17 protein-coding genes and 1 tRNA gene are annotated in these 23,487 nt (G+C 50.0%); 14 read left to right on the forward strand and 4 right to left on the reverse strand.

The genetic code is table 11. The features are described from left to right. Positions 1–172 precede the first annotated feature (172 nt). Both DWY93_RS11250 and DWY93_RS11255 read left to right on the forward strand, forming a co-directional pair. Entirely contained in the window at positions 173–2,341 is a 2,169-nt protein-coding gene (locus tag DWY93_RS11250; protein WP_242990599.1) for an SH3 domain-containing protein, read from the forward strand. A gap of 158 nt (positions 2,342–2,499) precedes the next feature. Next, positions 2,500–3,654: an N-acetylmuramoyl-L-alanine amidase gene (locus tag DWY93_RS11255; protein ID WP_347466060.1), complete on the forward strand. Its 1,155-nt coding sequence runs from the start codon at positions 2,500–2,502 to the stop codon at positions 3,652–3,654. A 251-nt stretch (positions 3,655–3,905) separates the two neighbouring features. Here the strand turns inward: DWY93_RS11255 and DWY93_RS11260 are convergent. After that, positions 3,906–3,978 (reverse strand) — tRNA-Ala (locus DWY93_RS11260). A 412-nt stretch (positions 3,979–4,390) separates the two neighbouring features. On the opposite strand from DWY93_RS11260, the gene DWY93_RS11265 reads away from it, so the two are divergent. Together DWY93_RS11265 and DWY93_RS11270 are read left to right on the forward strand one after the other, a co-directional pair. Beyond that, complete coding sequence (locus tag DWY93_RS11265) at positions 4,391–4,798, forward strand: ribonuclease Z (RefSeq protein WP_117472297.1); 408 nt, start codon at positions 4,391–4,393, stop codon at positions 4,796–4,798. Positions 4,799–4,965: 167 nt separating this feature from the next. Beyond that, positions 4,966–6,087: a DNA/RNA non-specific endonuclease gene (locus tag DWY93_RS11270; protein WP_117472299.1), complete on the forward strand. Its 1,122-nt coding sequence runs from the start codon at positions 4,966–4,968 to the stop codon at positions 6,085–6,087. Positions 6,088–6,211: 124 nt separating this feature from the next. On the opposite strand, the gene DWY93_RS11275 is transcribed toward DWY93_RS11270, so the two are convergent. Continuing rightward, on the reverse strand, positions 6,212–7,123 hold the full coding sequence (locus DWY93_RS11275) for an Rpn family recombination-promoting nuclease/putative transposase (protein ID WP_117470642.1): 912 nt from the start codon (positions 7,121–7,123) through the stop codon (positions 6,212–6,214). 525 nt (positions 7,124–7,648) lie between these two features. Between DWY93_RS11275 and DWY93_RS11280 the strand changes: the two genes are divergently transcribed. Next, the gene (locus tag DWY93_RS11280; protein WP_117470643.1) at positions 7,649–8,473 is read left to right on the forward strand and encodes an EFR1 family ferrodoxin; all 825 of its coding nucleotides are present in this window, start codon (positions 7,649–7,651) and stop codon (positions 8,471–8,473) included. Between the two features lie 93 nt (positions 8,474–8,566). On the opposite strand, the gene DWY93_RS11285 is transcribed toward DWY93_RS11280, so the two are convergent. Together DWY93_RS11285 and DWY93_RS11290 are read right to left on the reverse strand one after the other, a co-directional pair. Further along, positions 8,567–9,070 (reverse strand): hypothetical protein, encoded by a 504-nt coding sequence (locus tag DWY93_RS11285; protein WP_117470644.1) that lies wholly within the window; start codon positions 9,068–9,070, stop codon positions 8,567–8,569. Between the two features lie 120 nt (positions 9,071–9,190). Then, a complete protein-coding gene (locus tag DWY93_RS11290; RefSeq protein WP_117470645.1) occupies positions 9,191–9,946 on the reverse strand; it encodes a 4Fe-4S binding protein in 756 nt (251 codons plus the stop codon). Between the two features lie 298 nt (positions 9,947–10,244). On the opposite strand from DWY93_RS11290, the gene DWY93_RS11295 reads away from it, so the two are divergent. The 9 genes from DWY93_RS11295 to rlmD form a co-directional block, all read left to right on the forward strand. After that, positions 10,245–10,901 carry a Crp/Fnr family transcriptional regulator gene (locus DWY93_RS11295; RefSeq protein ID WP_117470646.1) on the forward strand — a complete coding sequence of 219 codons (657 nt, stop codon included), beginning with the start codon at positions 10,245–10,247 and terminating at the stop codon, positions 10,899–10,901. A gap of 167 nt (positions 10,902–11,068) precedes the next feature. Further along, positions 11,069–11,782 (forward strand): peptidoglycan recognition family protein, encoded by a 714-nt coding sequence (locus tag DWY93_RS11300; RefSeq protein WP_117470647.1) that lies wholly within the window; start codon positions 11,069–11,071, stop codon positions 11,780–11,782. A 205-nt stretch (positions 11,783–11,987) separates the two neighbouring features. Further along, positions 11,988–13,655: a Na/Pi cotransporter family protein gene (locus tag DWY93_RS11305; RefSeq protein WP_015554935.1), complete on the forward strand. Its 1,668-nt coding sequence runs from the start codon at positions 11,988–11,990 to the stop codon at positions 13,653–13,655. Positions 13,656–13,828: 173 nt separating this feature from the next. After that, complete coding sequence (locus DWY93_RS11310) at positions 13,829–14,566, forward strand: FadR/GntR family transcriptional regulator (protein ID WP_117470648.1); 738 nt, start codon at positions 13,829–13,831, stop codon at positions 14,564–14,566. 365 nt (positions 14,567–14,931) lie between these two features. Continuing rightward, entirely contained in the window at positions 14,932–16,287 is a 1,356-nt protein-coding gene (locus DWY93_RS11315; protein WP_117470649.1) for a gluconate:H+ symporter, read from the forward strand. A 214-nt stretch (positions 16,288–16,501) separates the two neighbouring features. After that, complete coding sequence (gene ilvD / locus DWY93_RS11320; RefSeq protein ID WP_343220745.1) at positions 16,502–18,241, forward strand: dihydroxy-acid dehydratase; 1,740 nt, start codon at positions 16,502–16,504, stop codon at positions 18,239–18,241. Positions 18,242–18,589: 348 nt separating this feature from the next. Then, positions 18,590–20,950 carry a UvrD-helicase domain-containing protein gene (locus DWY93_RS11325; protein WP_117470651.1) on the forward strand — a complete coding sequence of 787 codons (2,361 nt, stop codon included), beginning with the start codon at positions 18,590–18,592 and terminating at the stop codon, positions 20,948–20,950. Positions 20,951–21,603: 653 nt separating this feature from the next. Next, the gene (locus DWY93_RS11330; protein ID WP_015554931.1) at positions 21,604–21,921 is read left to right on the forward strand and encodes a hypothetical protein; all 318 of its coding nucleotides are present in this window, start codon (positions 21,604–21,606) and stop codon (positions 21,919–21,921) included. Between the two features lie 166 nt (positions 21,922–22,087). Then, positions 22,088–23,487 (forward strand): 23S rRNA (uracil(1939)-C(5))-methyltransferase RlmD (gene rlmD, locus DWY93_RS11335; RefSeq protein WP_117472304.1); only part of this gene is annotated, 1,400 nt, incomplete at its 3' end.

A 23,487-nucleotide genomic window follows, 5' to 3' on the forward strand; every position in this document is an offset into this window, starting at 1 on the left:
GCCGGATTCCGGCAGCAGATGTAATTTTTTTAAGAAATTTGACAGAAATTTATCATAAATCCCGGCGGAAAAAATTTGACAGGTTCTGCCGGGATTGTTACAATTACGGGTAGAGCAAAAATTGTAACAATATGCGATAACCGTCTATGGGACGGGGTGATGGAGAACATACATGTCAGACAGAGAAATGATAGAAGAAACTAAGAAAGACGTTCCGGATCAGATGGAGCCGGTGATCCCGGAGATCCCGGCGGAGAAATCCGGAAAAGAACTGGAGGTCGAAGCCGCAGAGGCCGCCATCACAGAGCCGGAGGCAAAGGCCGCAGAAGCCGACAGCACAGAACCGGAGGTCGAAGCCGCAGAGGCCGCCATCACAGAGCCGGAGGCAAAGGCCGCAGAGGCTGACAGCACGGAGCCGGAGTCAAAGGCCGCAGAAGCCGACAACACAGAGCCGGAGGCAGAGGCCGCAGAAGCCGACAGCACAGAACCGGAGTCAAAGGCTGCAGAAGCCGACAGCGCTGAATCGGAGACAGAGGGACAGAGATCCCGTTCTGCGGGAAGACGTTCCGGAAACCGAAGGGAAAAACTGCAGCCCGTGCGCCCGAAAAAAGAGCATCAGGCAAGTCAGCGTGAAAATATCTTAAGACTGCGTGAGATCAAAAAGAAAAAGGCGGCGATGCCGTATATGAAGATCCTCGCGGCAGGAGGAGCGGCTGTTGCAGTGGTCGCGGTGGTTGCGGTTGCAGGAACTGTGATCGGAAATCACAGGGACACTTTTTCCAGAGGGATGAAGGTTGAGACCGCAGCGGCTTCCTTAGAGACAACAGAGGCTGCATCTGAGAGCACCGGGGAGAGAAATATTGTTCTGGAGACCACGCTTTCTGCCGAGGAGATTGCGTCTAAGGAATATGAAAAGACGGTCCAGAGTATTGTGGACAGCTATGCAAATCTTGGGATTGCGGAGGTCTCAGGCTATCTGAACGTCAGAAAGACCCCGGAGAGCTTCGGTGAGGTCATAGGAAAGCTGCCGAAGGGCGGTGCCTGCGAGATTCTGGATACCTCCACAGATGGCTGGTATAAGATCTCATCCGGCGGTGTGACCGGTTATGTAAGCTCCCAGTATGTCTATACCGGGGATGAGGCGAAAAAACTGGCTGCGGAAAATGTGGCTGAGCGTGCCGTGATCGATGCGGATAAGTTAAATGTCCGGTCAGAGCCGAAGGCGGATGCGAATGTTGTGGAGCAGGTATTTAAAAACGAAAGATATGACATCAGGGGGCAGCAGGACGGCTGGATCCAGATTTCTTCCGGATATATTTCTGCGGATTATGTCACCGTAAAATACGCTCTGGATGAGGCGATCAAGCAGGATATGAGACAGACGGTCTTAAGCCTTTATGATAATCTCGGTGTATCCAATGTGTCCAATTACCTGAATGTCCGCGACAATCCGGATGAGAAGAAGGGCAAGATCATCGCGAAGCTGCCGAGCAACGCAGGCTGTGATATCCTGGACACCTCCACGTCGGGCTGGTACAAGATCCGTTCCGGAAACATTACCGGTTATGTAAAATCTGAGTATATCCTGACAGGACAGCAGGCGAAGGACAAAGCGCTTCAGGTTGCAAAGCTGATGGCGATCTCCAACACGGACGGCGTCAATGTCCGCACAGAGCCGAACACGAATTCTTCGATCTACACACAGATCTCCAACAGCGAGCGATTCCTTGTAGCGGATCAGCAGGATGGCTGGGTAAAGATCGAGATCGATGATCAGGACGCATATCTGTCCAGCGATTATGTTGACGTTAAGTACGGTCTGGAAGAGGCGATCAAGTATACGCCGGTGGTTGAGGTTGCAGATACCTCTTCGAAGAATGATTCTAAGAACAGTTCAAAGAACAGTTCAAAGAATAATTCCGGTAAGAAGAACAGCGCAAACGACGGGGCTGCCGGATCGAAGTCCGGAAGTGTTTCCTCCAAACGTGCCCAGATCGCAAACTATGCAGTACAGTTCGTCGGAAACAGATATGTCTATGGTGGAACGAGCCTGACAAACGGAACGGACTGCTCCGGATTTACGATGTCTGTCATGGCGAAATTCGGTGTATCCCTGCCGCATAACTCCGGCGCGCAGTCTGGATGCGGAAAGTCGATCACCTCGAGCCAGATGCGTCCGGGTGACCTTGTATTCTACTCCGGCAGCGGCGGAATCAACCACGTGGCACTTTACATCGGTAATGGTCAGGTGTGCCATGCGTCCAACGCGAGGTCCGGTATCAAGATCTCTACCTGGAACTATCGTACTCCGGCGAAGATCGTGAATGTACTTGGTGATTAATTGAAAATTGGAAGATTTCGGACAGCCCGGTAGAGATGCCGGGCTGTCTCGATAAGAAAAGTAAATTTGGAAGAAATGAATTCCTCAGACTGGGAAGCTGGAACATATTAAAATTTTTCCGGGTGGATCAGTTCTGGAATGCATGGGAAGGAAAGAATATGGAGAAAAAGAAGGGTATTAATAGACATGCGGCAGGTCTCTGCGCAGGACTTGGCATCCTGTTCGCCGCAGCGGTACCGATGACGGCGTTTGCGGATACGGTTTATGTGAACGCGTCGAAATTAAATTACAGGAATCAGCCCTCCACAGCATCAGGGGCGGTTCTCGGAACACTGCCCCGCGGGACAGAACTTTCCAGAGTGAAAAACAATGGGGAGTGGAGCGAGGTGCAGATCGGCGGGGCGAAGACGACCGTCTATGTGGCAAGCCGCTATCTGACCACCAGCAAGCCGCAGAGCAGCACTGCGAAAACGGGGGCGGCAACTGCGGGCGGAACATCCACAGTTGCTGCCGATGGAACTGTGACAGTCCCGGACTCCTTAAAGGCGTATGTGGATAAGGCTTATCAGGTCGGAATGGATCCCAACTGGAAATATGCGGGGATGTCCGCAATCAACAGCGGATGTGCGGTATTCTATCACAATGGGACTGCAAACCGCAAAAACAAGGTGGTTGCCGTAAATGCTGGACATGGTACATCCGGCGGATCGAAGGTAAAGACCTTCTGCCATCCCGACAAAACGGCAAAGGTGACAGGCGGAACTACAGGAGCCGGAGCGACGAAGGCCGTTGCGGTATCCGGCGGAATGACGTTCGCGGATGGAACGGCGGAGAGTACCGTGACGCTCCGTATGGCGCAGATCTTCCGGGATAAGCTTCTGGCGGTGGGATATGATGTGCTGATGATCCGTGATGGAAGTGATGTGCAGCTCGACAATGTGGCGAGAACCGTCATGGCGAACAACAAGGCAGACTGCCATATCGCCCTGCACTGGGATTCCACGAAGACGGACAAGGGAGCGTTTTACATGAGTGTGCCGAATAATGCCGCCTATCGTGCCATGGAGCCGGTGGCGTCCCACTGGGAGTCCCACAATAAGCTTGGAAGCGCGCTGGTTGGCGGATTGAAGCAGAACGGTGTGAAGATCTTCTCGTCGGGATCCATGGAGATGGATCTGACCCAGACGTCGTATTCTACGGTTCCGAGTATTGATATCGAACTGGGGGATGGGAAATCTGCTCATGATGATGCGACGTTAGGAAAACTGGCGGATGGGCTTGTTGTCGGTGTGAACAGTTATTTTGGACAGTGATCCGGGCTCGTAAGTTCAAGACAGAATGAATGGAATGCCGCTGCTGGGGAAAATACCTGGCGGCGGTTTTTGGAATTAATGGGAGGTTATACCGGAACTTCCTGGTAATCAAAAAAAATTACATGACGAAAATGTGCATTTGCGCGAAGATGTAGATTAACGCAGGTGAATGCGAGGATGTTGAAAACTACGGGGGGGGACTCTTTCCATATAAAAAACACCATCTCTCAATGGAAATGGTGTTTTTTCAGTGGACCTGATCGGATTCGAACCGACGACCCCCACAATGCGAATGTGGTGCGCTCCCAACTGCGCTACAAGCCCATAACGATATTTTTTTGACCTCATTATTATCGCACCGCAGGGGACAGATGTCAAGATTTTCCATGGGAAAAATGAAAAAAAGTTACCGCACAGCCACAACATTATCCAGACCAGCGAAGGGCTTTCAGGGATTTTTAACGCAGATTGTAACTATTCAGTACCTTCATAGTTACACGCAAAAATCCATTCCAGATCAGCTTCGCTGATGGGATTTTTGCCCTCCAGCCTATGTTTTCTTACGGTCAGCGCAACAAGTGCGCAGACCTACTGAACAGTTACTGCAGATTTGACTTTTAACTAACTAGAGCTGAACGGTAAGATTTTCAGGAAAGAGATACCGAACATATGTTTACATAAACGGAAACATAGTGTATAATACCCATATAGAAAAGAAACGGAAAGAGGGGATCAAATGATACTGATCGTATGCGTAGATGACCATAATGGAATGATGTTCAATCACCGCCGCCAGAGCCAGGATCGTATCCTGCGGGCAGATATTCTGGAACTTACGGATGGAAAAAAACTTTGGATGAATGCCTACAGCAGAAAACAGTTTGCGGAGAGTGATGCGGAGAAAATACGGGTGGATGAGACGTTTCTCGATGCTGCGGGGGACGGGGAGTTCTGCTTTGTGGAGAATGCGGATGTCTCCGGCTGTGTGGAGCGGATCGAGGAGATCTATCTCTACCGTTGGAACAGGGATTATCCCGCGGATGTGTATTTTCCGGTGGATCTCAGCGTGTGGAAGTGCGTGGAGACGAAAGAATTTGCGGGATCTTCCCATGAGAAAATTACCAGAGAGCGGTATACCTGTTAAAATATGAATGTATGATAGGCAGAATGGCGCTGGAGACAGTTCCAATTCCGATATTTCAGAAAATATAGCGGGATATTGGAGATTGGGACGGGGGGAGCATGTACAGAGCACTTGGCGGAACGGCGGACTGCGATAGAAAATATGGCAACAGAGGGGAATGACAGAATATGAAGAATTTAAGAAAATGGCTGCTTTGCGTGATCGCGGCGGTCTCTTTGACGGTAACGGCCTGTGAGGGCGATGCGGCCGCTAATGCCAGTGTGGCGGCAGATGTTGCCCATGCGGCGGGAAATATCCTTGGAAGCCTTGCTGAGGCGGCAGAGAACTCTGGTGCCGGGAACAGCAGCGGACAGGGAAATAAAACGTCAATGGGGATGGCAGGAAACCCGTCGGCAACCGGGGAATTCCGTCTCTCCGATATTCCGGAGTATACGGACTCCCCATATGTGGCGGTCAATGGAAATGTTCCGTATTTTACGGAGGACGACCTGACGGATGTCTCCTTTGAAAGCTACAGTGATCTGGATTCATTAGGCCGCTGCGGTGTGGCTTATGCCTCCGTCAGTACCGATACGATGCCGACGGAAAAGCGGGGTTCCATCGGAGAGGTAAAGCCAACAGGGTGGATCAATGCGAAATATGATTTTGTGGATGGAAAATATCTGTATAACCGATGCCATCTGATCGGATACCAGCTGACTGCGGAGAACGCGAACGAAAAGAATCTGATCACGGGTACGAGATACCTTAATGTTCAGGGAATGCTGCCGTTTGAGAACCTGACAGCCGACTATGTAAAAGAAACCGGAAACCATGTGATGTACCGCGTGACACCGGTTTTTGAGGGAGACAATCTCGTAGCATCCGGCGTTCTGATGGAAGCGGAATCGGTGGAGGACGAAGGCGACGGAGTCCTGTTCTGTGTTTACGTCTACAATGTTCAGCCGGGAGTCACGATCGACTACGCGACGGGAAAGAGTGAACTGGCGAAGAGCGGAAGTACAGGAGGCAGTCAAAGTGGAAGTGCGTCAGGTACCGGAAAAACGTCAGGTACATCGTCTACTGGAAACAATTCATCAGGGGCATCTGGAGGTACCGGAAAAAACGATGCAGGAACCTCTGGAAAAGAGAGCGGAACCTATATCCTCAACACGAAGACCATGAAATTCCACCGCACGGACTGCGATTCTGTGAAGAATATCAAGTCTGAGAACCGAAAAAAGTATACGGGGGAGCGGGAGAAGCTGATTGATGAGGGATATGAAGCTTGTAAAAGTTGTAAACCGTAGAGAATATTTCAAAAACATATAAAATTAAGACAATATCAAACGCCCGGCTTTATGCAATCAGTGTATGGAGCCGGGCGTTTATTCAGTCCATATTTGACATAAGATTAAACTGAAATATCAGAGATTAATCATGATGTGAGAAATCATGAAACATTTTTTCTGCAGTGCCTGTATCTAAGCGAAAAGATTTACATAGCTGCTGAATGATTTCGGAATCGGTAAGATTGTGTTCTTTTAGAACATTTATGATCGCATGGATTCCCTCAAGGCGCCCTTCTTTGCGCCCTTCTTCAAGGCCCTCTTCATGGCCTACCTTACGTCCGATGTCAATACCAGTAGATAAAATACTCATATGTGCATCCTCCCATTCTTCACTCTGCTTTACTTCAGTAACAATTGCGTCCAGCCTGCGGATCCTGTCATCAAGGATAATAATCTCGGGATTGGAGAGCGTAGAGTTTTTCATATATTGAAGAAGACTCACGAGTTCATCCCGTTCGTTCTTACTGCTCATATTCAAAAATATCTTCATTGTCTCATCCCCCAGTTCCATCCCCGGAATCTGGTGACAGCGCTCTGTGAATGTGTACATTGCGCGATCCATTCCGAAGAGATCAGTTTGGGTGATGAATATCACGATCGTTGATGGCAAGTGGCGGTATTTTGTGTGTTTTCCTGCCTTTAGCGCCGGTGTATCAAGAAGTCCCTGATAATACCGGGAGCGCTTCCTGAGATCGTCCTCAGACGCATCATTCTGCATCTCTGTAGCAAATTGCCTGGAATCTTCCGCCAATGCCCAGGCGTCGAGCCGGATTCCGCGTCTTCCGTTTTTGTTGAGAATAACGTCCTCAACCCTTACCTGTGTAAGCCTGAGATCTGGTTCATCCAGGATAATACTGAGTACGCATTCCTGCGCCTCCTTGTGCTTCATTACCGCGAGAAACAGGGCGAAATCGCTGAGATTGACATTCATAAAATCGGGCGATTCCCTATACTCTTCAGTGGAGATGAGAGCATGGATCACTTGATTTTCCATTCAGTTACCTTCCTTTCCTGGAAAATTGGGCAGGAGAGGAATTGATACGAGACATCCCCGACTCCCTGCCAGTTGTTTGGGTGATTTCAGCAAAGAGTCTTCAGATGCCGTAATGGCCAGAATAGAAAATAGATCATAGAATTCGTTAGAAACCTTGCTTGGGATTATATTAGCATGTAGGAGTGGGGATGGCAATGTAGTTGGGTATTAAAAAATATTAAAAATTGATAAACTCATTGAGGACACAGAAGCAGAAGATTCCACCGAAATCGAGGAAGCTGAAGACACCGTAGAAATCAAGAAAGATGCCAGCGTAGAGTTCGTACTCGATGAGGCACCGGAACTGTAAATTTCACGAAACAGAAAATGGAAAAGTCCCCGGAAGTAAAATTCCAGGGGCTTCTGTTTTTGTGGGAAGGAGGTTTCTTTTTGCATTGCAATATGCTATACTGATGGGAAGAAATTCATAAAGCAGATTTTATCTGCTAATAAAGAATCATATATCAAGGGAAAAGGTGAGGTATTATGAAGATCACAAAAGTATGGGCGGTATATTTCAGCCCCACAGGAAACACGAAAAAAGTAATCACAACGATGGCGAAAAAGGCGGCGGAAGTTCTTTCTGTGCCGATGGAGACATTTGATTTTACACTTCCGGAGAACCGGGAAGGTGTTACGAGCTTTGAAAGTGAGGATCTTGTATTTTTCAGCACACCGGTCTACGCGGGAAGAATTCCGAATAAGATGCTACCGTATGTGCAGAGCGCTTTTGAGGGAAATGGCGCATTTGCAGTACCAGTATCGGTATTCGGAAACAGAAACTTTGACAACGGTCTGATCGAGCTTCGCAATGAGCTGGAGCTTCACGGCTTCCATACGATCGCAGCTGCTGGAATCCCGACAGAGCATGTGTTCAGCAATAAGCTTGCGACAGGACGTCCGGATGCGGATGATCTCGCGAAGATCGCGGAATTTGGTGAGAAGGTCGCGAAGAAAGTTGCTGATATGACGGAGATCCCGGCAAAGATCGAGGTCCGCGGCGATGATCCGGTGACTGCCTACTATACACCGCTTGGAACGGATGGAAAACCTGCAGTGTTCTTAAAGGCGAAACCGAAGACAGACCCGGAAAAATGCACGAAGTGCGGAAGCTGTGCGACAGTCTGTCCGATGGGATCCATCCCGAAGGACGCGCCGGATACCTGCACCGGAATCTGCATCAAGTGCCATGCCTGCATCAAGGCATGTCCGGCAGGCGCAAAGTATTTTGATGACGAGGCATTTTTATCTCATGTGGAAATGCTAAAGCAGAATTACCAGAGACGGGCTGAGGCAGAGTGGTTTATCTGATGATTCTATGATTGTATAAAAAATGCATAAAAAATCAATGCAAAAGATTGATACAGAGGGCGAACATAGGCTCCCTGTATCAATCTTTTTTTCTCAGTCATTCAGTGCCGCCAATTTTTCAAAATACGGCGCAAACAGCTCCTTTTCATATGCATATCCCGCCATGAACACGCAGTCCATAAAGAGTCGTGTGATCTCCGGATCTTCCTGCTCCGCGAGAATGCGCTTCCATTCCTCTTTCGCGTGCTGGCTGAGTTCTGCGAGCAGCCGGTTCCGGTCCTCGAAGAGGCCGTTGTCGGTGCAGTTTAAGTCCTTCGGAAGAAAGTCCGCAGTCCTTCCGCAGGGGGATGGGCAAGCGGCGCAGTCTGGGGAGACAATGGATTTCTGCTTGTGGATCTGTTCCACAAGGTCATTGGCGGCAGAAGAGGAGAGCGAGCCGCCCGGGGCCACGGATGCCAGAGCTGCAAAAAGGACCGGAGCAGTTCCAGCCGGGATTTCCTTTGCCTCCGCGGCGCGGGCGAGTCCGATGAGGGCGCAGATGACAGCGTCCTGCTCCGGGGTGCGGCCAGAGGTGTTTGTAGTAGTTGAGAGAGACATATAGGTTCCCTTCTTAAATATAAAAATGTCGATGCAGTACCTTCGTAGTTACAAGGAAAAATCTATTCCAGATCGGCTATGCCGATGGGATTTTCCAGAAGAACTGGCAGGGACGAGATCTTATTTCAAGATCCGTCCATCGGTACCGATTGTATATACCTGCCACGGAATAAACTTCCCGCTTGCCATCAGCGCGTTCTTCACAGCCGCCTCGATTCCTCCGCAGCACGGAACCTCCATGCGAACAACTGTCACGCTCTGGATATCATTATTGCGGATGATCTCCGTGAGCTTCTCGGAATAGTCTACGGAATCCAGCTTCGGACATCCGATCAGTGTCACATGTCCGTCAATGAAATCGTTGTGGAAGTTTCCGTATGCGTAAGCGGTGCAATCCGCGGCAACGAGAAGCTTCGCACCGTCAAAGTACGGGGCGCGGACCGGGACGAGCTTGATCTGAACCGGCCACTGGGATAGTCTGCTCTCCATGGAGACAGGTGCAGTGTGTCCCGGAATCGCTGCGTTGTTAGATGCAGGCGCGGAGGCATGTGTGATCGTGCGGCTCATGCTTCCCGGGCATCCTGTAAATTCCGGCTTCGGGGACGGTGCCTCTGTCGGCATGAGGGAAGCAGCTTTTCTTGCCGCCATGTGTGCCAGAACCGCCTCATGGTCATAAGCGGCAGCCTCGCGCTCCTCAAAGCTGATGGCGTCCGCCGGACAGGCCGGAAGACAGTTTCCAAGGCCGTCACAGTAATCGTCGCGGATCAGCTTCGCCTTTCCGTCGATCATCGCGATTGCGCCTTCCTGACAGGCCGCTGCGCATGCTCCGCAGCCGTTGCATTTTTCTTCATCAATTTTTACGATCGTTCTTTTCAATTTAAGTTCCCCTTTCAAAGCGTGTAAATATTGTCTCAGTGATTTTCATTGCGGTGTATTTGCTGCCATGCATCCGGAAAAAGCGGATCGTGGCAGATTTTGTAAGTGTCATGTATTGACTTTTGTATCGTCAATATACTACAATGATGACAAAAAGTATGTTGTATTTCCAACGAAAAATCCGCAATGTGGTACATTCAGATATGAAAACAGGAAAGTGCAAAAGACTGCCCGTTATGGATGAAGGAAACAGGAAAGTGTAAATGGCCGCCCGTGTTAGGTGAAAGAAAGGAAAACTATGATCCACAAAGAAGAAATTCCGGATTCCCCGCTTTTCGCCGGAATCCACCCGGAAGAAAAGGAGAGCATCTTGAAATGTCTCTCCGCAGTCGAAAAGAAATACGAAAAAGGCGACGCGGTCTTTCTTGCAGGAACTGCGATCCGCTCCATGGGATTCATCCTCTCCGGAAGTGTCGATATCTCCCGGGACGATTTCTGGGGAAACAGGCAGGTCCTTGGACATGCTGGGAGCGGCGAGCTCTTCGGAGAGGCCTATGCCTGTATGCCTGGCGAGTCTCTGATGGTAAATGTGGAGGCGGCGGAGAAGTGCCGGATCCTGTTTCTGGACATCGGAAAGATCCTAAACGTCTGCACCCCGGCATGCTCCCACCACAACCGCCTGATCCACAACCTTCTTTATATTATGGCAAAGAAAAATCTCATGCTGACGCGGAAGATCGACCACATGGGACAGAGGTCCATCCGGGAAAAGGTGATGGCGTACCTATCCTTTGAGTCTGAAAAACAGAAGAAAAAGACCTTCGGAATCCCCTTTAACCGCCAGCAGCTCGCGGATTATCTCGCGGTGGACAGGAGCGCATTGTCTGCGGAGCTCTCCAGGATGAAAAAAGACGGGCTGATTGAATTTGAGAAGAATATTTTTACGCTTTTATAATGTAACTGTTCAGTGTCCTCGCGGTTACGCGCAAAAATCCATTCCAAATCGGCTGTGCCGATGGGATTTTTGACTTCCGGCATAGGTTTTCTTACGGTCAGCCCAGTAAGTGCATAGACCTGCGGAATAGACATCACAATTCTATATATAGAAGAAAGGAAAGAACAATGCCATACAGAGATGAGATCGAAGAGCGAAGGATCCGGCGGGAGGAAAACCGGAGAAGACGAAGAAAGCAGGAGCGGACCCGCCGCATGATCGTAGGCGGACTGGCCGCCGTGATCGTGATCGCCGTGATCGTCACGGCTGTGCTCGTGACAAAGAAGCTTACGGGGAGGAAACAGGTAAATCCGGCGGATGTGGCGGTTCCGGAGTATGTGAATGTGAATTTACTGACCCCGAATGAGTACTCACGGCCGCAGATCCCACTTGAGAAAGTAAACGGCATCGTGGTACACTATGTCGCAAATCCCTGCAGCACCGCTCTGGAAAACCGGAATTATTTTGAGGGATTAAAGGACCAGACAGGTTCGAAGACCACCTCTGTCAGCAGCCATTTTGTGATCGGTCTGGAAGGTGAGGTCGTCCAGTGCGTCCCGTTAAATGAGGTGGCCTACGCATCCAACAACCGCAACAGTGACACGATCTCCATCGAGTGCTGCCACCCGGATGAGACCGGAAAATTTTATGACAGTACATATCAGACGCTTGTAAACTTATGCGCGTACCTCTGTGTGGAATTTGATCTGAAGCCGGATGACGTGATCCGCCACTACGACGTGACGGGAAAGATCTGCCCGAAATATTTTGTGGATTATCCGGAGAAATGGGAGGACTTCCATAAGGATGTAAAGAAAGCGATAAAGATTCTGAAGAAGTAACGGGACATTCACTAAAAATTCGAAATTCATTTTGTATTCTTTACCTAAAATTTACAAATATTATATTTATAATTGAAAAAAGCGTGTGCTCTATGATATGATGGAACACGAAGGCAAATTTTGCAGAATCGGATCGAAACTGCGCTTTTGCCACGCCGCCGTGTTAAGACAACAGGCAGCGACAAAAGAGAATGGAGAAGGCATTATGAATATCGGATATCTGGAAAGTATCTTCAGCTTCCTCGGCGGTCTGGGCATGTTCCTTTACGGTATGAGCATCATGGGTGACGGCATGCAGAAGTCGGCGGGAAGTAAGCTGAACAAGTTCCTGAGAATGGTGACGGACAACAGACTTCTGGCAGTCGGTCTTGGCGCTCTGATCACCGCAATCCTGCACAGCAGCGGAGCCACAACCGTCATGGTGGTTGGTTTCGTAAACGCCGGAATTTTGAATCTGACCCAGGCAGTCGGGGTCATCATGGGCGCGAACATCGGTACAACGATCACCGCATGGATGGTTTCCTTAAACTCTCTGGGGGATGCGATGAAGGTTTTGCAGCCGTCGTTTTTCGCACCGCTCGTAGTTGCCATCGGTGCAGCCTTTTTGATGTTTTCCAAGAAGAAAAAGGAGAGTCTGGCAGGTGAGATCTGTATCGGTGTCGGCCTCCTGTTTGTGGGCCTGACCTTCATGTCAGGTTCGGTAGCACCGTACACGGATGCCCCGATCTTTGCGAAGGCGTTTGCGGTACTCGGAAGGAACCCGATCCTCGGTATTCTTGTAGGTGCCCTTGTAACTGCGATCATCCAGAGCTCCACCGCTTCTGTCGGTATCTTACAGACTCTGGCGATGAGTGGAGTGGTATCCGCAAATGCCGCGATTTATATTACACTTGGACAGAATATCGGATCCTGCCTGACTGCGCTTTTATCCAGTGCCGGTACAAGCCGCAACGCTAAGCGTGCGTCTGTGATCCACCTGACCTTCAACAGCTTCGGTGCGATCGTATTCGGAATCGGTATGTATATCATTTCCATGATGCGCCCGGATATTGCCCAGAGCAGCATCAATTCCTTCCAGATCTCGGTGTTCCATACATTCTTTAACGTGACGAACACCCTGCTCTTATTCCCGTTCGCGAAACAGCTCGTTGCGTTCTCCGGTCTGATCGTCCGTGAGACAGGCGAGGAAGAGGCGAAGAAGGAAACAAAGGAGGACGAGCTTCCGGTTCTCGACGAACGTATCTTCAAATCCCCGACCTTTGCCCTTGAAGTCGGTGTGATGGAAGTCGTTCATATGGGTAAGATGGCCCTTGCAAACTTAAAGCTTGCAACAAGCGTCCTTGTGGAAAACAAATATGAATGTCTTGATGAGGTTTTTAAGAACGAGGCAGAGATCGATATTTTAAATAAGAAGCTTACCGAATATCTCATTAAGGTCAACAACCTGTCCTTAAACGAGAAGCAGAAGGTTCAGGTCAGCAACCTCTTCTACAGCATCAGCGATTTAGAACGTGTGGGCGACCATGCGGAAAACCTCGCGGAGGCGGCACAGTACCTGAAGGAACATGGACTCGCTTTCTCAGAGACCGGGATCGAGGATCTCAAAGAGATTTCAAGCGCGGCCATCGGAGCTGTGGACCATGCAGTCGCTGCCCGCCAGGATGGCGGAATGGAGGATATCCGTCAGGTCAGCAAGCTGGAAGACCGTGTGGATACTCTCGAGGAGGAGATGCGCGACAAGCACATCGAGCGTCTTTCCAAGAACGAGTGCAACCCGTCCGCCGGCGTTGTGTTCTTAGATATCTTAAGCAATCTGGAACGTATCTCCGACCATGCCTATAATGTGGCCGGATATGTGAAGGATGAGCTGTAAAGCGCATTTCATCTGATGATTTTGATCCCGCATACAGATTCTGGATAATATCCGGACTGTGTGCGGGATTTTTTTAGTATTTGCGGTCATTTGGAAAAATCAGCTTGCCAGCATATGCGATCTTCCGTATAATGAAGACATCAGACAACTTGTAACAGAACATGGGGGAAACTATGGAGACGAAGAAAAAAGATGACCGGAAACTTCTGGGCAGCCAGATCGAGGACCGGATCTTAGAGTATATAAAAGAGAAACCGTTGGAGGTGGGAGACCGGCTTCCGAACGAGTTTGAACTTGCGGAGATGTTTGAGGTGGGACGAAGCACGATCCGCGAGGCGGTAAAAGGTCTGGTGACGAAAGGAGTTCTGCAGGTGCGGAGAGGAGCGGGAACGTATGTCAGCAGTCTGACGCCTGCGGAGGATGATCCGTTAAGGCTTAACGCAAAGCTCCATGACAGGTTTAAGTTGGCGCTGGATCTCTTTGACGTCCGCCTGATCTTAGAGCCGGAGATTGCCGCTAAGGCGGCAGTTTACGCGACGGACGAGGATATCGCGACCTTAAAGAGGCTGTGTAAGGAGACGGAGGAACTATATCTGGCGGACAAGGATCATATGCCGAAGGACATCGAGTTCCACACCTGGATCGCCCGGTGCAGCAAGAATCAGGTCATGGAGTCCTTGATCCCGATCATCAATTCGGGAATCAATACCTTCGTGAACCTGACGAGGCGCTCACTGCGGACAGAGACGATCACGACCCACCGGGCCATCACGGAAGCCATCGCAAATCATGATTCCACCGGGGCGCGGTGTGCCATGGTGATGCATCTGACGTATAACAGGCAGGAGCTTTTGAAACGTCGGACGGCCTATGAGGCGCAGGTCGAGACGGAAGAGAAGAAAGAACAGTAGAAGAGTAAAATGTCTGAAGTCATTCGAGTGGAATAAGAATGCTGAGAGCAGGGAAAAATAGTGCACAATTTTCCCCTGCTTTTTTTGTGCGAAAAAGAGAAAAGACAAAATACATCAGACAAGTATTGCAAATACCACAGAAAAATGTTAGATTAAGCCCATAGACATAAGACATCAGACAAATGCATTAAAGAATTTACTAAACAGCCTGACATGTCTGATGAAAAAGCGGAAAGCAGGAAAAACAAAATATGAACTGTTATTTCCAAATGCAACCATGAAGCGCAGAGCAGTCCGGTTCAGGGGTATGGAACGGATCTTTGCGCGGAACAACCAAAACAAATACACTGGGAGGTAAATTCACTATGTCTGAAGGAGTTGTACTCAACCCGACCCGCCTTGTCCTGGCAGCACTGATCGGTCTTGTGATCCTGCTCGTCCTGATCATTAAATTCAATGTGCAGGCAATGATCGCGATCCTGATCGGAGCGATCAGCATCGGACTTCTTGCGGGAATGCCGACGAAAGATATTATCGCGGCGGTCAATGATGGAATTGGAAACACGTTAAAAGGAATCGCCCTGCTTGTAGGCTTAGGATCCATGTTCGGCGCGATCCTGGAGGTCTCGGGCGGCGCACAGACGATCGCCGTCACGATGGTAAAGAAATTCGGTGACGAGAAGGCCGCGTGGGCGCTTGGAATCACAGGTCTCGTGATCGCGATGCCGGTATTCTTCGATGCAGGACTGATCATTCTGATCCCGTTAGCATTCTCCCTTGCAAAGAAGACAAAGCGTTCCTCTCTTCACTATGTGATCCCGCTCCTTGCGGGACTTGCGGTTGGACATGCGTTCATTCCGCCGACACCGGGTCCGGTTCTCGTAGCAACGATGTTAAATGTAGATCTTGGCTGGGTCATCTTAGTCGGAATCTTCTGCGGAATCTTCGCGATGATCATAGCCGGTCCGGTCTGGGGATCCATCTGTGGTAAGAAGTTTTATGTTCCGGTACCGGAGAGTGTGGCAAATCAGGAAGAGATTGATGAGTCCAAGCTTCCGAGCTTCTGGCTGATCGTTGGGATCATCCTGATCCCGTTAGTGCTCATCATTCTGGACTCCATCTGCGGCGTTGTTCCGGCATTAGCCGGTGTTGCTCCGATCTTTGAGTTCTTAGGTGAGCCGTTCGTAGCACTGTTACTCGCGACTCTGGCGGCCATGTTTGGTCTTGGCTTAAAGCATGGCTACACGATGAAAGAGCTTGAGAAGGTTATGACAAAGTCCTTAGAGCCGACCGGCCTCATCCTTCTCGTTACCGCCTGCGGCGGCGTGCTCCGCTATGTGCTTCAGTACTCCGGTCTCGGAAATGTGATCGGAAACGCGGTTGCATCCATGAATCTTCCGATCGTTGTCCTTGCATTTATCATCGCAGTCCTTGTCCGCATCAGTGTCGGTTCCGCGACCGTTGCCATGACCATGGCGGCAGGTATCGTTGCGGCACTTCCGGGAATCAGTGAGCTGTCCCCGTTATATCTGGCATGTACCGTAGCGGCAGTAGCGGGCGGCTCCACCGTATGCTCCCACTTTAATGATTCTGGTTTCTGGCTGGTAAGATCCCTCGTGGGAATCGACGAGAAGACGACCTTGAAAACCTGGACCATCATGGAGACCTTAGTCGGTGTGACCGGATTCCTTGTAGCACTTGTAATTTCATTCTTTGCGTAGTAGAAAGATGCAGGTACGCAGCCCAGAGCTGCGTTGCATTCGAAACGCGGAGAAAGGACAAAAGTAACTATTCAGTAGGTCTGCGCATTTACTGCGCTGACCGTAAGAAAACTTAAAACAGAAGGCAAAATTGAAAAACAGTTCCAATAAAAGATATTATTCGCTCAATAACGAGTAACACCCCACAAAGAAAGAAGGAAATATCATGAAATGTCTGAAGAGTCAGGAAATGAGAAAACTTGCACCGGAGCTTGATCCTTTAAGGATCGGAACGGGCTGGAAACCGGAAGAACTTGCGATGCCGCAGGTCATCATCGAGAGTACGGCAGGTGACAGCCATCCGGGAAGCGGACATCTCCATATCCTTGTAGATGAAGTAAAAAAAGGAATCGCTGAGGCAGGCGGTCACGGCGCGAAATATTTCTGCACCGATATCTGCGATGGCGAGAGCCAGGGAACCGATGGAATCAACTACAGCCTTGCAAGCCGTGAGATGATCGCGAACATGATCGAGATCCACGCAAATGCGACTCCCTTCGATGCAGGGGTATATCTCGCAAGCTGTGATAAGGGAATGCCGGCAAACCTCATGGGCTTATTCCGCGTGAATATTCCGGCTGTTGTTGTTCCGGGCGGAACCATGAATGCGGGTCCGGAGATGTTGACCCTGGAACAGCTTGGCATGTACAGCGCCCAGTATGAGCGCGGTGAGATCGACGAGAACCGCTTAAACTGGGCAAAACATAACGCATGTCCGAGCTGCGGCGCCTGTTCCTTTATCGGAACTGCATCCACCATGCAGATCATGGCCGAGGCTCTTGGTCTTGCCCTCCCGGGAAGTGCGTTGATGCCTGCGACAAGCCCGGATCTCTTAAACTACGCGAGAGAGGCCGGAAAACAGGCAGTTAAGCTTGCGAAGATGGACAACATGCGTCCGAGTGATATCGTGACGATGGACAGCTTCGAAAACGCGATCCTTGTACATGCGGCCATCTCCGGAAGTACAAACTGCTTACTCCACCTTCCGGCGATCGCTCATGAGCTTGGAATCGAGATCACAGGTGACACCTTCGACAGACTCCACCGCGGCGCGAAGTATCTTCTTGATATCCGCCCGGCAGGAAAGTGGCCGGCAGAGTGCTTCTACTATGCAGGCGGCGTTCCGGCGATCATGGAGGAGATCAAAGACCACCTTCACCTTGATGTCATGACCGTGACCGGAAAGATTCTCGGCGAGAACTTAAAGGAATTAAAAGAGAACGGATTCTATGAGCGCTGTGAAAAATGGCTTCAGAAGTTCAACGAGCGCTACGGAATCTCCATCACAAGACAGGACATCATCCGTCCGGCTGACAAGGCCATCGGAACCGACGGCAGCATCGCGATCCTGCGCGGAAACCTTGCTCCGGAAGGTGCGGTCATCAAGCACACCGCATGCCCGAAGGAGATGTTCAAGGCAGTCCTCAAGGCAAGACCGTTTGACAGCGAAGAAGAGTGCCTGGATGCCGTTTTAAAGCACAAGGTTGAGAAAGGCGACGCAGTCTTCATCCGTTACGAGGGACCGAAGGGAAGCGGTATGCCGGAGATGTTCTACACCTCCGAGGCCATCAGCAGCGATAAGGAGCTTGGCCGTTCCATCGCCCTGATCACAGACGGAAGATTCTCCGGTGCATCCACAGGTCCGGTTATCGGACACTGCAGCCCGGAGGCGGCAGATGGCGGCCCGATCGCGCTCGTTGAGGAAGGCGATCTTATCGAGGTCGATGTGATGGAGAGAAAGTTAAACATCATCGGTATCAAGGGCGAGCGAAAGACTCCGGAAGAGATCGACGCGGTCCTTGCCGAGAGAAAGAAAAACTGGAAGCCGAGAGAGCTCCGCTACAAGAGCGGTGTGCTCCGTATGTTCAGTGAGCATGCGGCAAGCCCGATGAAAGGTGCATATCTGGAATTCTAAAAAAATAAAATGAGACTGGCAGTAAATGCTGGCTGCCAGCTTGCAAAAGAAGCGTCCCGGATCGTGAGATGACAGTTCTCTCTGATCCGGGGCGTTTTTATATCATTACCATTTCGCATTCCCAATCGGAAAAATCTACTGCTGCCACTGTACTGTTACGGAATTATCAGTTCAGAAAATTCCTATCCGCATACAGGAACAGACACATACTTTTCATATAATAAAGATTGCACGAACGAGTGTTCCTGTGGTAGAATGATGGTATCTGTTGTCGGAATACCGGCGGTTTCAGTATGTGGGAGATACGTGCAGAACCGTCAGCCTCCGGAAACGTGAAAGGGGAACAGAATGAACAATTACGATACATTAAATCCGATGCAGCGGGAAGCTGTCTTCACTACGGAAGGTCCGCTCTTAGTGCTGGCGGGCGCCGGATCCGGAAAGACACGGGCGCTGACGCACCGGGTTGCTTATTTAATAGAGGAAAAGGGTGTGAAGCCCTGGAATATCCTGGCGATCACCTTTACAAACAAGGCGGCGGGAGAGATGCGGGACCGTGTCAACAGCCTTGTGGAATACGGCGCGGACAGTGTCTGGGTCAGCACCTTCCACTCCCTCTGTGTGCGGATCTTAAGAAGATTTATTGAGAACATCGGCTACACGACGGATTTTTCCATCTATGATTCCGATGATACAAAAACCCTGATGAAACAGATCTTCAAGGATCTTGAGGTGAATACAAAGGTATTAAAAGAACGGGGTGTCCTCGGCGTGATCTCCTCCGCAAAGAACGAGATGATCAGTCCGGAAGAATTTATGCTCAGCGCGAAGGCTGAGGGGGATTCGAGACTGAAACGGATTGCGGAGCTCTATATGGAGTACCAGAAACGTTTAAAAAAGAACAATGCCCTGGATTTCGATGACCTTCTTGTAAAGACCGTGGAGTTGTTCCAGTCAAAGCAGGAAGTTTTGGAGTATTATCAGGACCGTTTCCGCTATATTATGGTGGATGAGTATCAGGATACAAATACGGTACAGTTTAAGCTTGTGAGCCTTTTAGCGGCAAAATACCGGAATATCTGCGTGGTGGGCGATGATGACCAGTCGATCTACCGGTTCCGCGGTGCGAATATCAGAAATATCTTAAGCTTTGAGGAGACGTTCCCGGGGGCGAAGGTGATCAAGCTGGAGCAGAATTACCGTTCCACAAAGATGATCCTGGATTCGGCGAATGAGGTGATCAGGAACAACACCGGAAGAAAGGATAAGACGCTCTGGACCGAGAACGAGGTCGGAGAGCGGCCGGTGTTCCGGGAGTTCAGCTCTTCCTTTGAGGAAGCGGAGTGGATCGTGCGGGATATCGTGAAGAGAGGCGGACCATGGAAGGATTACGCGATCCTCTACCGCACGAATGCCCAGTCCCGTATATTCGAGGAGAAATGTGTTGCGTACAATCTCCCGTATCGTCTCGTGGGCGGCGTAAACTTCTACCAGAGAAAAGAGATCAAGGATGTTCTCTGCTATTTAAAGACGATCGCCAATGGGCGGGATGACCTGGCTGTGCAGAGGATCATCAATGTTCCGAAGCGCGGAATCGGAGCTATGAGTGTCGCCCGGGTGAACATGTTCGCGATGGAAAACGATATGAGTTTCTATGAGGCGCTGGAGAGGGCGCAGGCTGTTCCGGGAATCGGAAAAGCGGCGTTAAAGATCGGAGTATTTACAGACCAGATCAGCGAGTTCCGGAAGATGTTAAAGGAAGAGACTCCGATCAAGGATGTGATCGAGGCGATCCTTGATAAGACAGGATATCGTGACGAGCTGAAGGAAGAGGGCGAGGTGGAAGCCGAGTCCAGAATGGAAAATATTGAGGAATTGATCAACAAGGCAGTCTCCTACTGGGAGAGCGCCGAGGAACCGAGTCTGTCTGCATTTTTAGAGGAGGTTGCCCTGGTTGCGGACATTGACAGTATGGACGAATCCGAGGACCGGATCATCCTCATGACGCTTCATTCCGCAAAGGGTCTGGAGTTCCCGTATGTGTATCTTGCGGGAATGGAAGATGGTCTTTTCCCGAGTATGATGTCTCTGATGGAAGGACCGGAGGCACTGGAGGAGGAGCGCCGTCTCTGCTATGTGGGGATCACGAGGGCGGAGAAGCGCCTGACGCTGACCGCCGCAAAGAGCCGTATGGTGAAGGGCGAGATGCAGTACGCGAGAACGAGCCGGTTTATTGACGAGATCCCGGATGTGTGCCTGGAACGTCCGGATCAGGATGACTCAAAGACCGGATGGAAGAAAATGGCAGACGCGTACAGGAACCTTCCGGAGGAAGCGGGACTTCCGTGGGCGAAGGCTTCCGGCGCGGACGGAAAAGCGGCTGACGGTCACACCGGAAGATTCCAGAACCGTCCGGCGGGTGTGAGTCTTTTTGGACAGAAATCCGATGCCTATAAGAATCCATATGCCTCCGGGACTTCTGCGGCGCCGAAGAACACGCCGACCTTCGGAAAGGCGTTCACCGTAGAAAAACCGAAGTCTTTGGATTACTCCGAAGGTGACCGCGTCCATCACATGCGTTTTGGTGACGGAACCGTGAAATCCATCGCGGACGGCGGAAAAGATTTCGAGGTCACAGTCGATTTTGATCATGCGGCGATCGGGACAAGGAAGATGTTTGCTTCCTTTGCGAAGCTGAAGAAGCTGTAAATAAATTAGCCAAAAGAAATTTAGTATTGATTTTTTGGGGGCAATCGCATATAATTAAAAACAGCTAAGGAAAGTGCTTATATGTCTATGAGTACGCGAAAACCCCCGGAGTGGCACCTCCGGGGGTTTTCTTGCTCTTTGCGGTGAGCCGAACCGTTTAGGCTGTTACTGTCGGTTGTCCCTATCCAGCCATTTGCAAACATAGTAGCCAACTATGCTTGCCGCGACAGAGACAAGGAAAGTGTTTATGTAATCTATAAATACCGCCTCCTTTCTGCTGGAGGTGCGACAGCAGTTTTATTTTATCATGTTTATCTCAGTCGAGAAGCCTCCACCTCTTCAGGTGGTGAGTAATAACAAATTAGTCTCAGTGGGAGTTAGGTCTCCGACTGAGATAAACGCTCCGCGAGGATGCGCAGTGATTCTGTAAAGAATATGTCAGCTTACGCTGACCAGAATCACGCGCCAAGTCTCACAGACGTTCGACTTGAATTGTAGAGCTCCATATACTGCGGTATAAAAAAATGGTGTCTAAAACTATGAAAATTTAGGGATAGTAAAAACCATAAAATCATGATATACTATTACAAAGTATCTGTCCGTGCGGATTATTCTTGTCCGGGGCGGCTGTGAAACAGAAAGGATGTGTGAGGATGAACAAATTCGATACGATGAGTAAAGACGCACTCAGCAAAATGGAAGAGCTTATAAACGCGTCCAAGCTGAATGAACTGCTTCATAAAAAAGAAGAAGAGGATAAGAAAAAGAATTGTATCCTCTGGGTGCTTGCTATCATCGGCGCTGTTGCTGCTGTAGCCGGAATCGCATACGCAGTATATCGCTTCTTTACACCGGATTATCTGGAAGATTTTGAAGACGATTTCGACGATGATTTCGACGATGACTTTTTCGAGGAAGAGGAGGAAACTCCGAAAAAAGCTGTCGAGAAGGATGACGAGAAAGAAGCTTAAGCCGAAATGCTTACAAACACAATGAGAACGAGGCTGTGGCAGGGATCGCTTGCACAGCCTTTTTCTGTGCATAAAAACATATCAGGGAACGAGGCATCGTTTACGCGCTGTGCGATCAGAAACGGAAAAATCCGATTCCCGGCAGAAAAAGGAGTACAAAAATTATATGAAAAAAGGTGAGATCTACACCGGTACAGTGGAAAAGATGGATTTTCCAAATAAAGGAATCCTCCATATCGGAGAGGAAAAGGTAGTTGTAAAGAACGCGCTCCCGGGGCAGACCGTCGAGATCGCGATCTCCAAGCAGCGCAAAGGAAGATGCGAGGGAAGACTCCTTAAGGTCGTGACTCCCGCAGCATACGAAAACACAGAGGGTGCATGTCCTCATCGTGCGGACTGCGGCGGATGTACGTACCAGACGGTTCCTTATGAGGAACAGTTAAAGATCAAGGAGCAGCAGGTCCGGGCTCTTTTAGATCCGGTTCTTCCGGCCGACTACAATTTTGAGGGGATCAAAGGTAGTCCGTTGACAAAGGCGTACCGCAACAAAATGGAATTTTCCTTCGGAGATGAGTTTAAGGACGGTCCCATGACTCTGGGAATGCATAAACGCGGCAGCTTTTATGATATCGTGACCGTGGACCAGTGTGTGCTGGTGCATCCGGATTGCTGTAAGATCTTAAGAGCGACGTTGGATTATTTTACGGAGCACGGAGCAGTCTTCTATAAAAAAATGGCGCATGTCGGTTATCTGAGACATCTTCTTGTCCGCCGCGGTGTGAAGACCGGGGAGATCCTTGTGGATCTTGTGACCTCCACCCAGACGGAGGGAACATGGAAGAGTGATAAGAATGAGGAAGCGCTGCTTGAGGGCTGGAAAGAAAAACTTCTTGGACTGGATCTGGAAGGCTCTTTTGCCGGAATCCTCCACACAGAAAACGACAGCCTTGCGGATGTGGTACAGAATGACCGCACGGTGATCCTTTATGGACAGGACTTCTTTATGGAAGAGCTTCTCGGATTAAAATTTAAGATCACTCCATTCTCCTTTTTCCAGACCAACTCTCTCGGTGCGGAGGTGCTCTATGAGACGGCCCGCGAATACATCGGTGAGACAGACGGAAGAAAGGTCTTCGATCTCTACAGCGGAACCGGTACCATTGCCCAGATCCTCGCTCCGGCAGCAGAACATGTGACCGGCGTGGAGATCATTGAGGAAGCTGTTGAGGCGGCAAAGGTGAACGCGGCGCAGAATGGACTGACAAACTGCGACTTCATCGCGGGAGATGTCTTAAAAGTATTAGATACCCTAGAGGAACGCCCGGATCTCATCGTTTTAGACCCGCCGAGAGACGGAATCCATCCGAAGGCGCTTCCAAAGATCATCGACCATTATGGATGCGAAAAAATGATCTATATTTCCTGCAAACCAACGAGCCTTGCAAGAGATCTCGTCGTGCTGCAGGCAAAAGGTTATGAGGTCACAAGAGTATGCTGTGTCGACATGTTTCCGGGGACGACGCAGGTAGAGACGGTAGTTCTTTTGTCCCACAAAAAAGCCGACAG

Origin of the sequence: Clostridium sp. AF28-12, assembly GCF_003435225.1 — a bacterium.
Classification (GTDB): domain Bacteria; phylum Bacillota; class Clostridia; order Lachnospirales; family Lachnospiraceae; genus Pilosibacter; species Pilosibacter fragilis.

What these genes read in the sequence shown, in the direction of transcription:
- DWY93_RS11265 (WP_117472297.1), top strand. Translation starts at nt 4,391, where the DNA reads ATGATACTGATCGTATGCGTAGATGACCATAATGGAATGATGTTCAAT.
- DWY93_RS11285 (WP_117470644.1), bottom strand. Translation starts at nt 9,070, where the DNA reads ATGTCTCTCTCAACTACTACAAACACCTCTGGCCGCACCCCGGAGCAG.
- DWY93_RS11330 (WP_015554931.1), top strand. Translation starts at nt 21,604, where the DNA reads ATGAACAAATTCGATACGATGAGTAAAGACGCACTCAGCAAAATGGAA.
- DWY93_RS11315 (WP_117470649.1), top strand. Translation starts at nt 14,932, where the DNA reads ATGTCTGAAGGAGTTGTACTCAACCCGACCCGCCTTGTCCTGGCAGCA.
- DWY93_RS11255 (WP_347466060.1), top strand. Translation starts at nt 2,500, where the DNA reads ATGGAGAAAAAGAAGGGTATTAATAGACATGCGGCAGGTCTCTGCGCA.
- DWY93_RS11310 (WP_117470648.1), top strand. Translation starts at nt 13,829, where the DNA reads ATGGAGACGAAGAAAAAAGATGACCGGAAACTTCTGGGCAGCCAGATC.
- DWY93_RS11325 (WP_117470651.1), top strand. Translation starts at nt 18,590, where the DNA reads ATGAACAATTACGATACATTAAATCCGATGCAGCGGGAAGCTGTCTTC.
- DWY93_RS11250 (WP_242990599.1), top strand. Translation starts at nt 173, where the DNA reads ATGTCAGACAGAGAAATGATAGAAGAAACTAAGAAAGACGTTCCGGAT.
- DWY93_RS11270 (WP_117472299.1), top strand. Translation starts at nt 4,966, where the DNA reads ATGAAGAATTTAAGAAAATGGCTGCTTTGCGTGATCGCGGCGGTCTCT.
- DWY93_RS11275 (WP_117470642.1), bottom strand. Translation starts at nt 7,123, where the DNA reads ATGGAAAATCAAGTGATCCATGCTCTCATCTCCACTGAAGAGTATAGG.
- DWY93_RS11280 (WP_117470643.1), top strand. Translation starts at nt 7,649, where the DNA reads ATGAAGATCACAAAAGTATGGGCGGTATATTTCAGCCCCACAGGAAAC.
- DWY93_RS11295 (WP_117470646.1), top strand. Translation starts at nt 10,245, where the DNA reads ATGATCCACAAAGAAGAAATTCCGGATTCCCCGCTTTTCGCCGGAATC.
- DWY93_RS11305 (WP_015554935.1), top strand. Translation starts at nt 11,988, where the DNA reads ATGAATATCGGATATCTGGAAAGTATCTTCAGCTTCCTCGGCGGTCTG.
- DWY93_RS11300 (WP_117470647.1), top strand. Translation starts at nt 11,069, where the DNA reads ATGCCATACAGAGATGAGATCGAAGAGCGAAGGATCCGGCGGGAGGAA.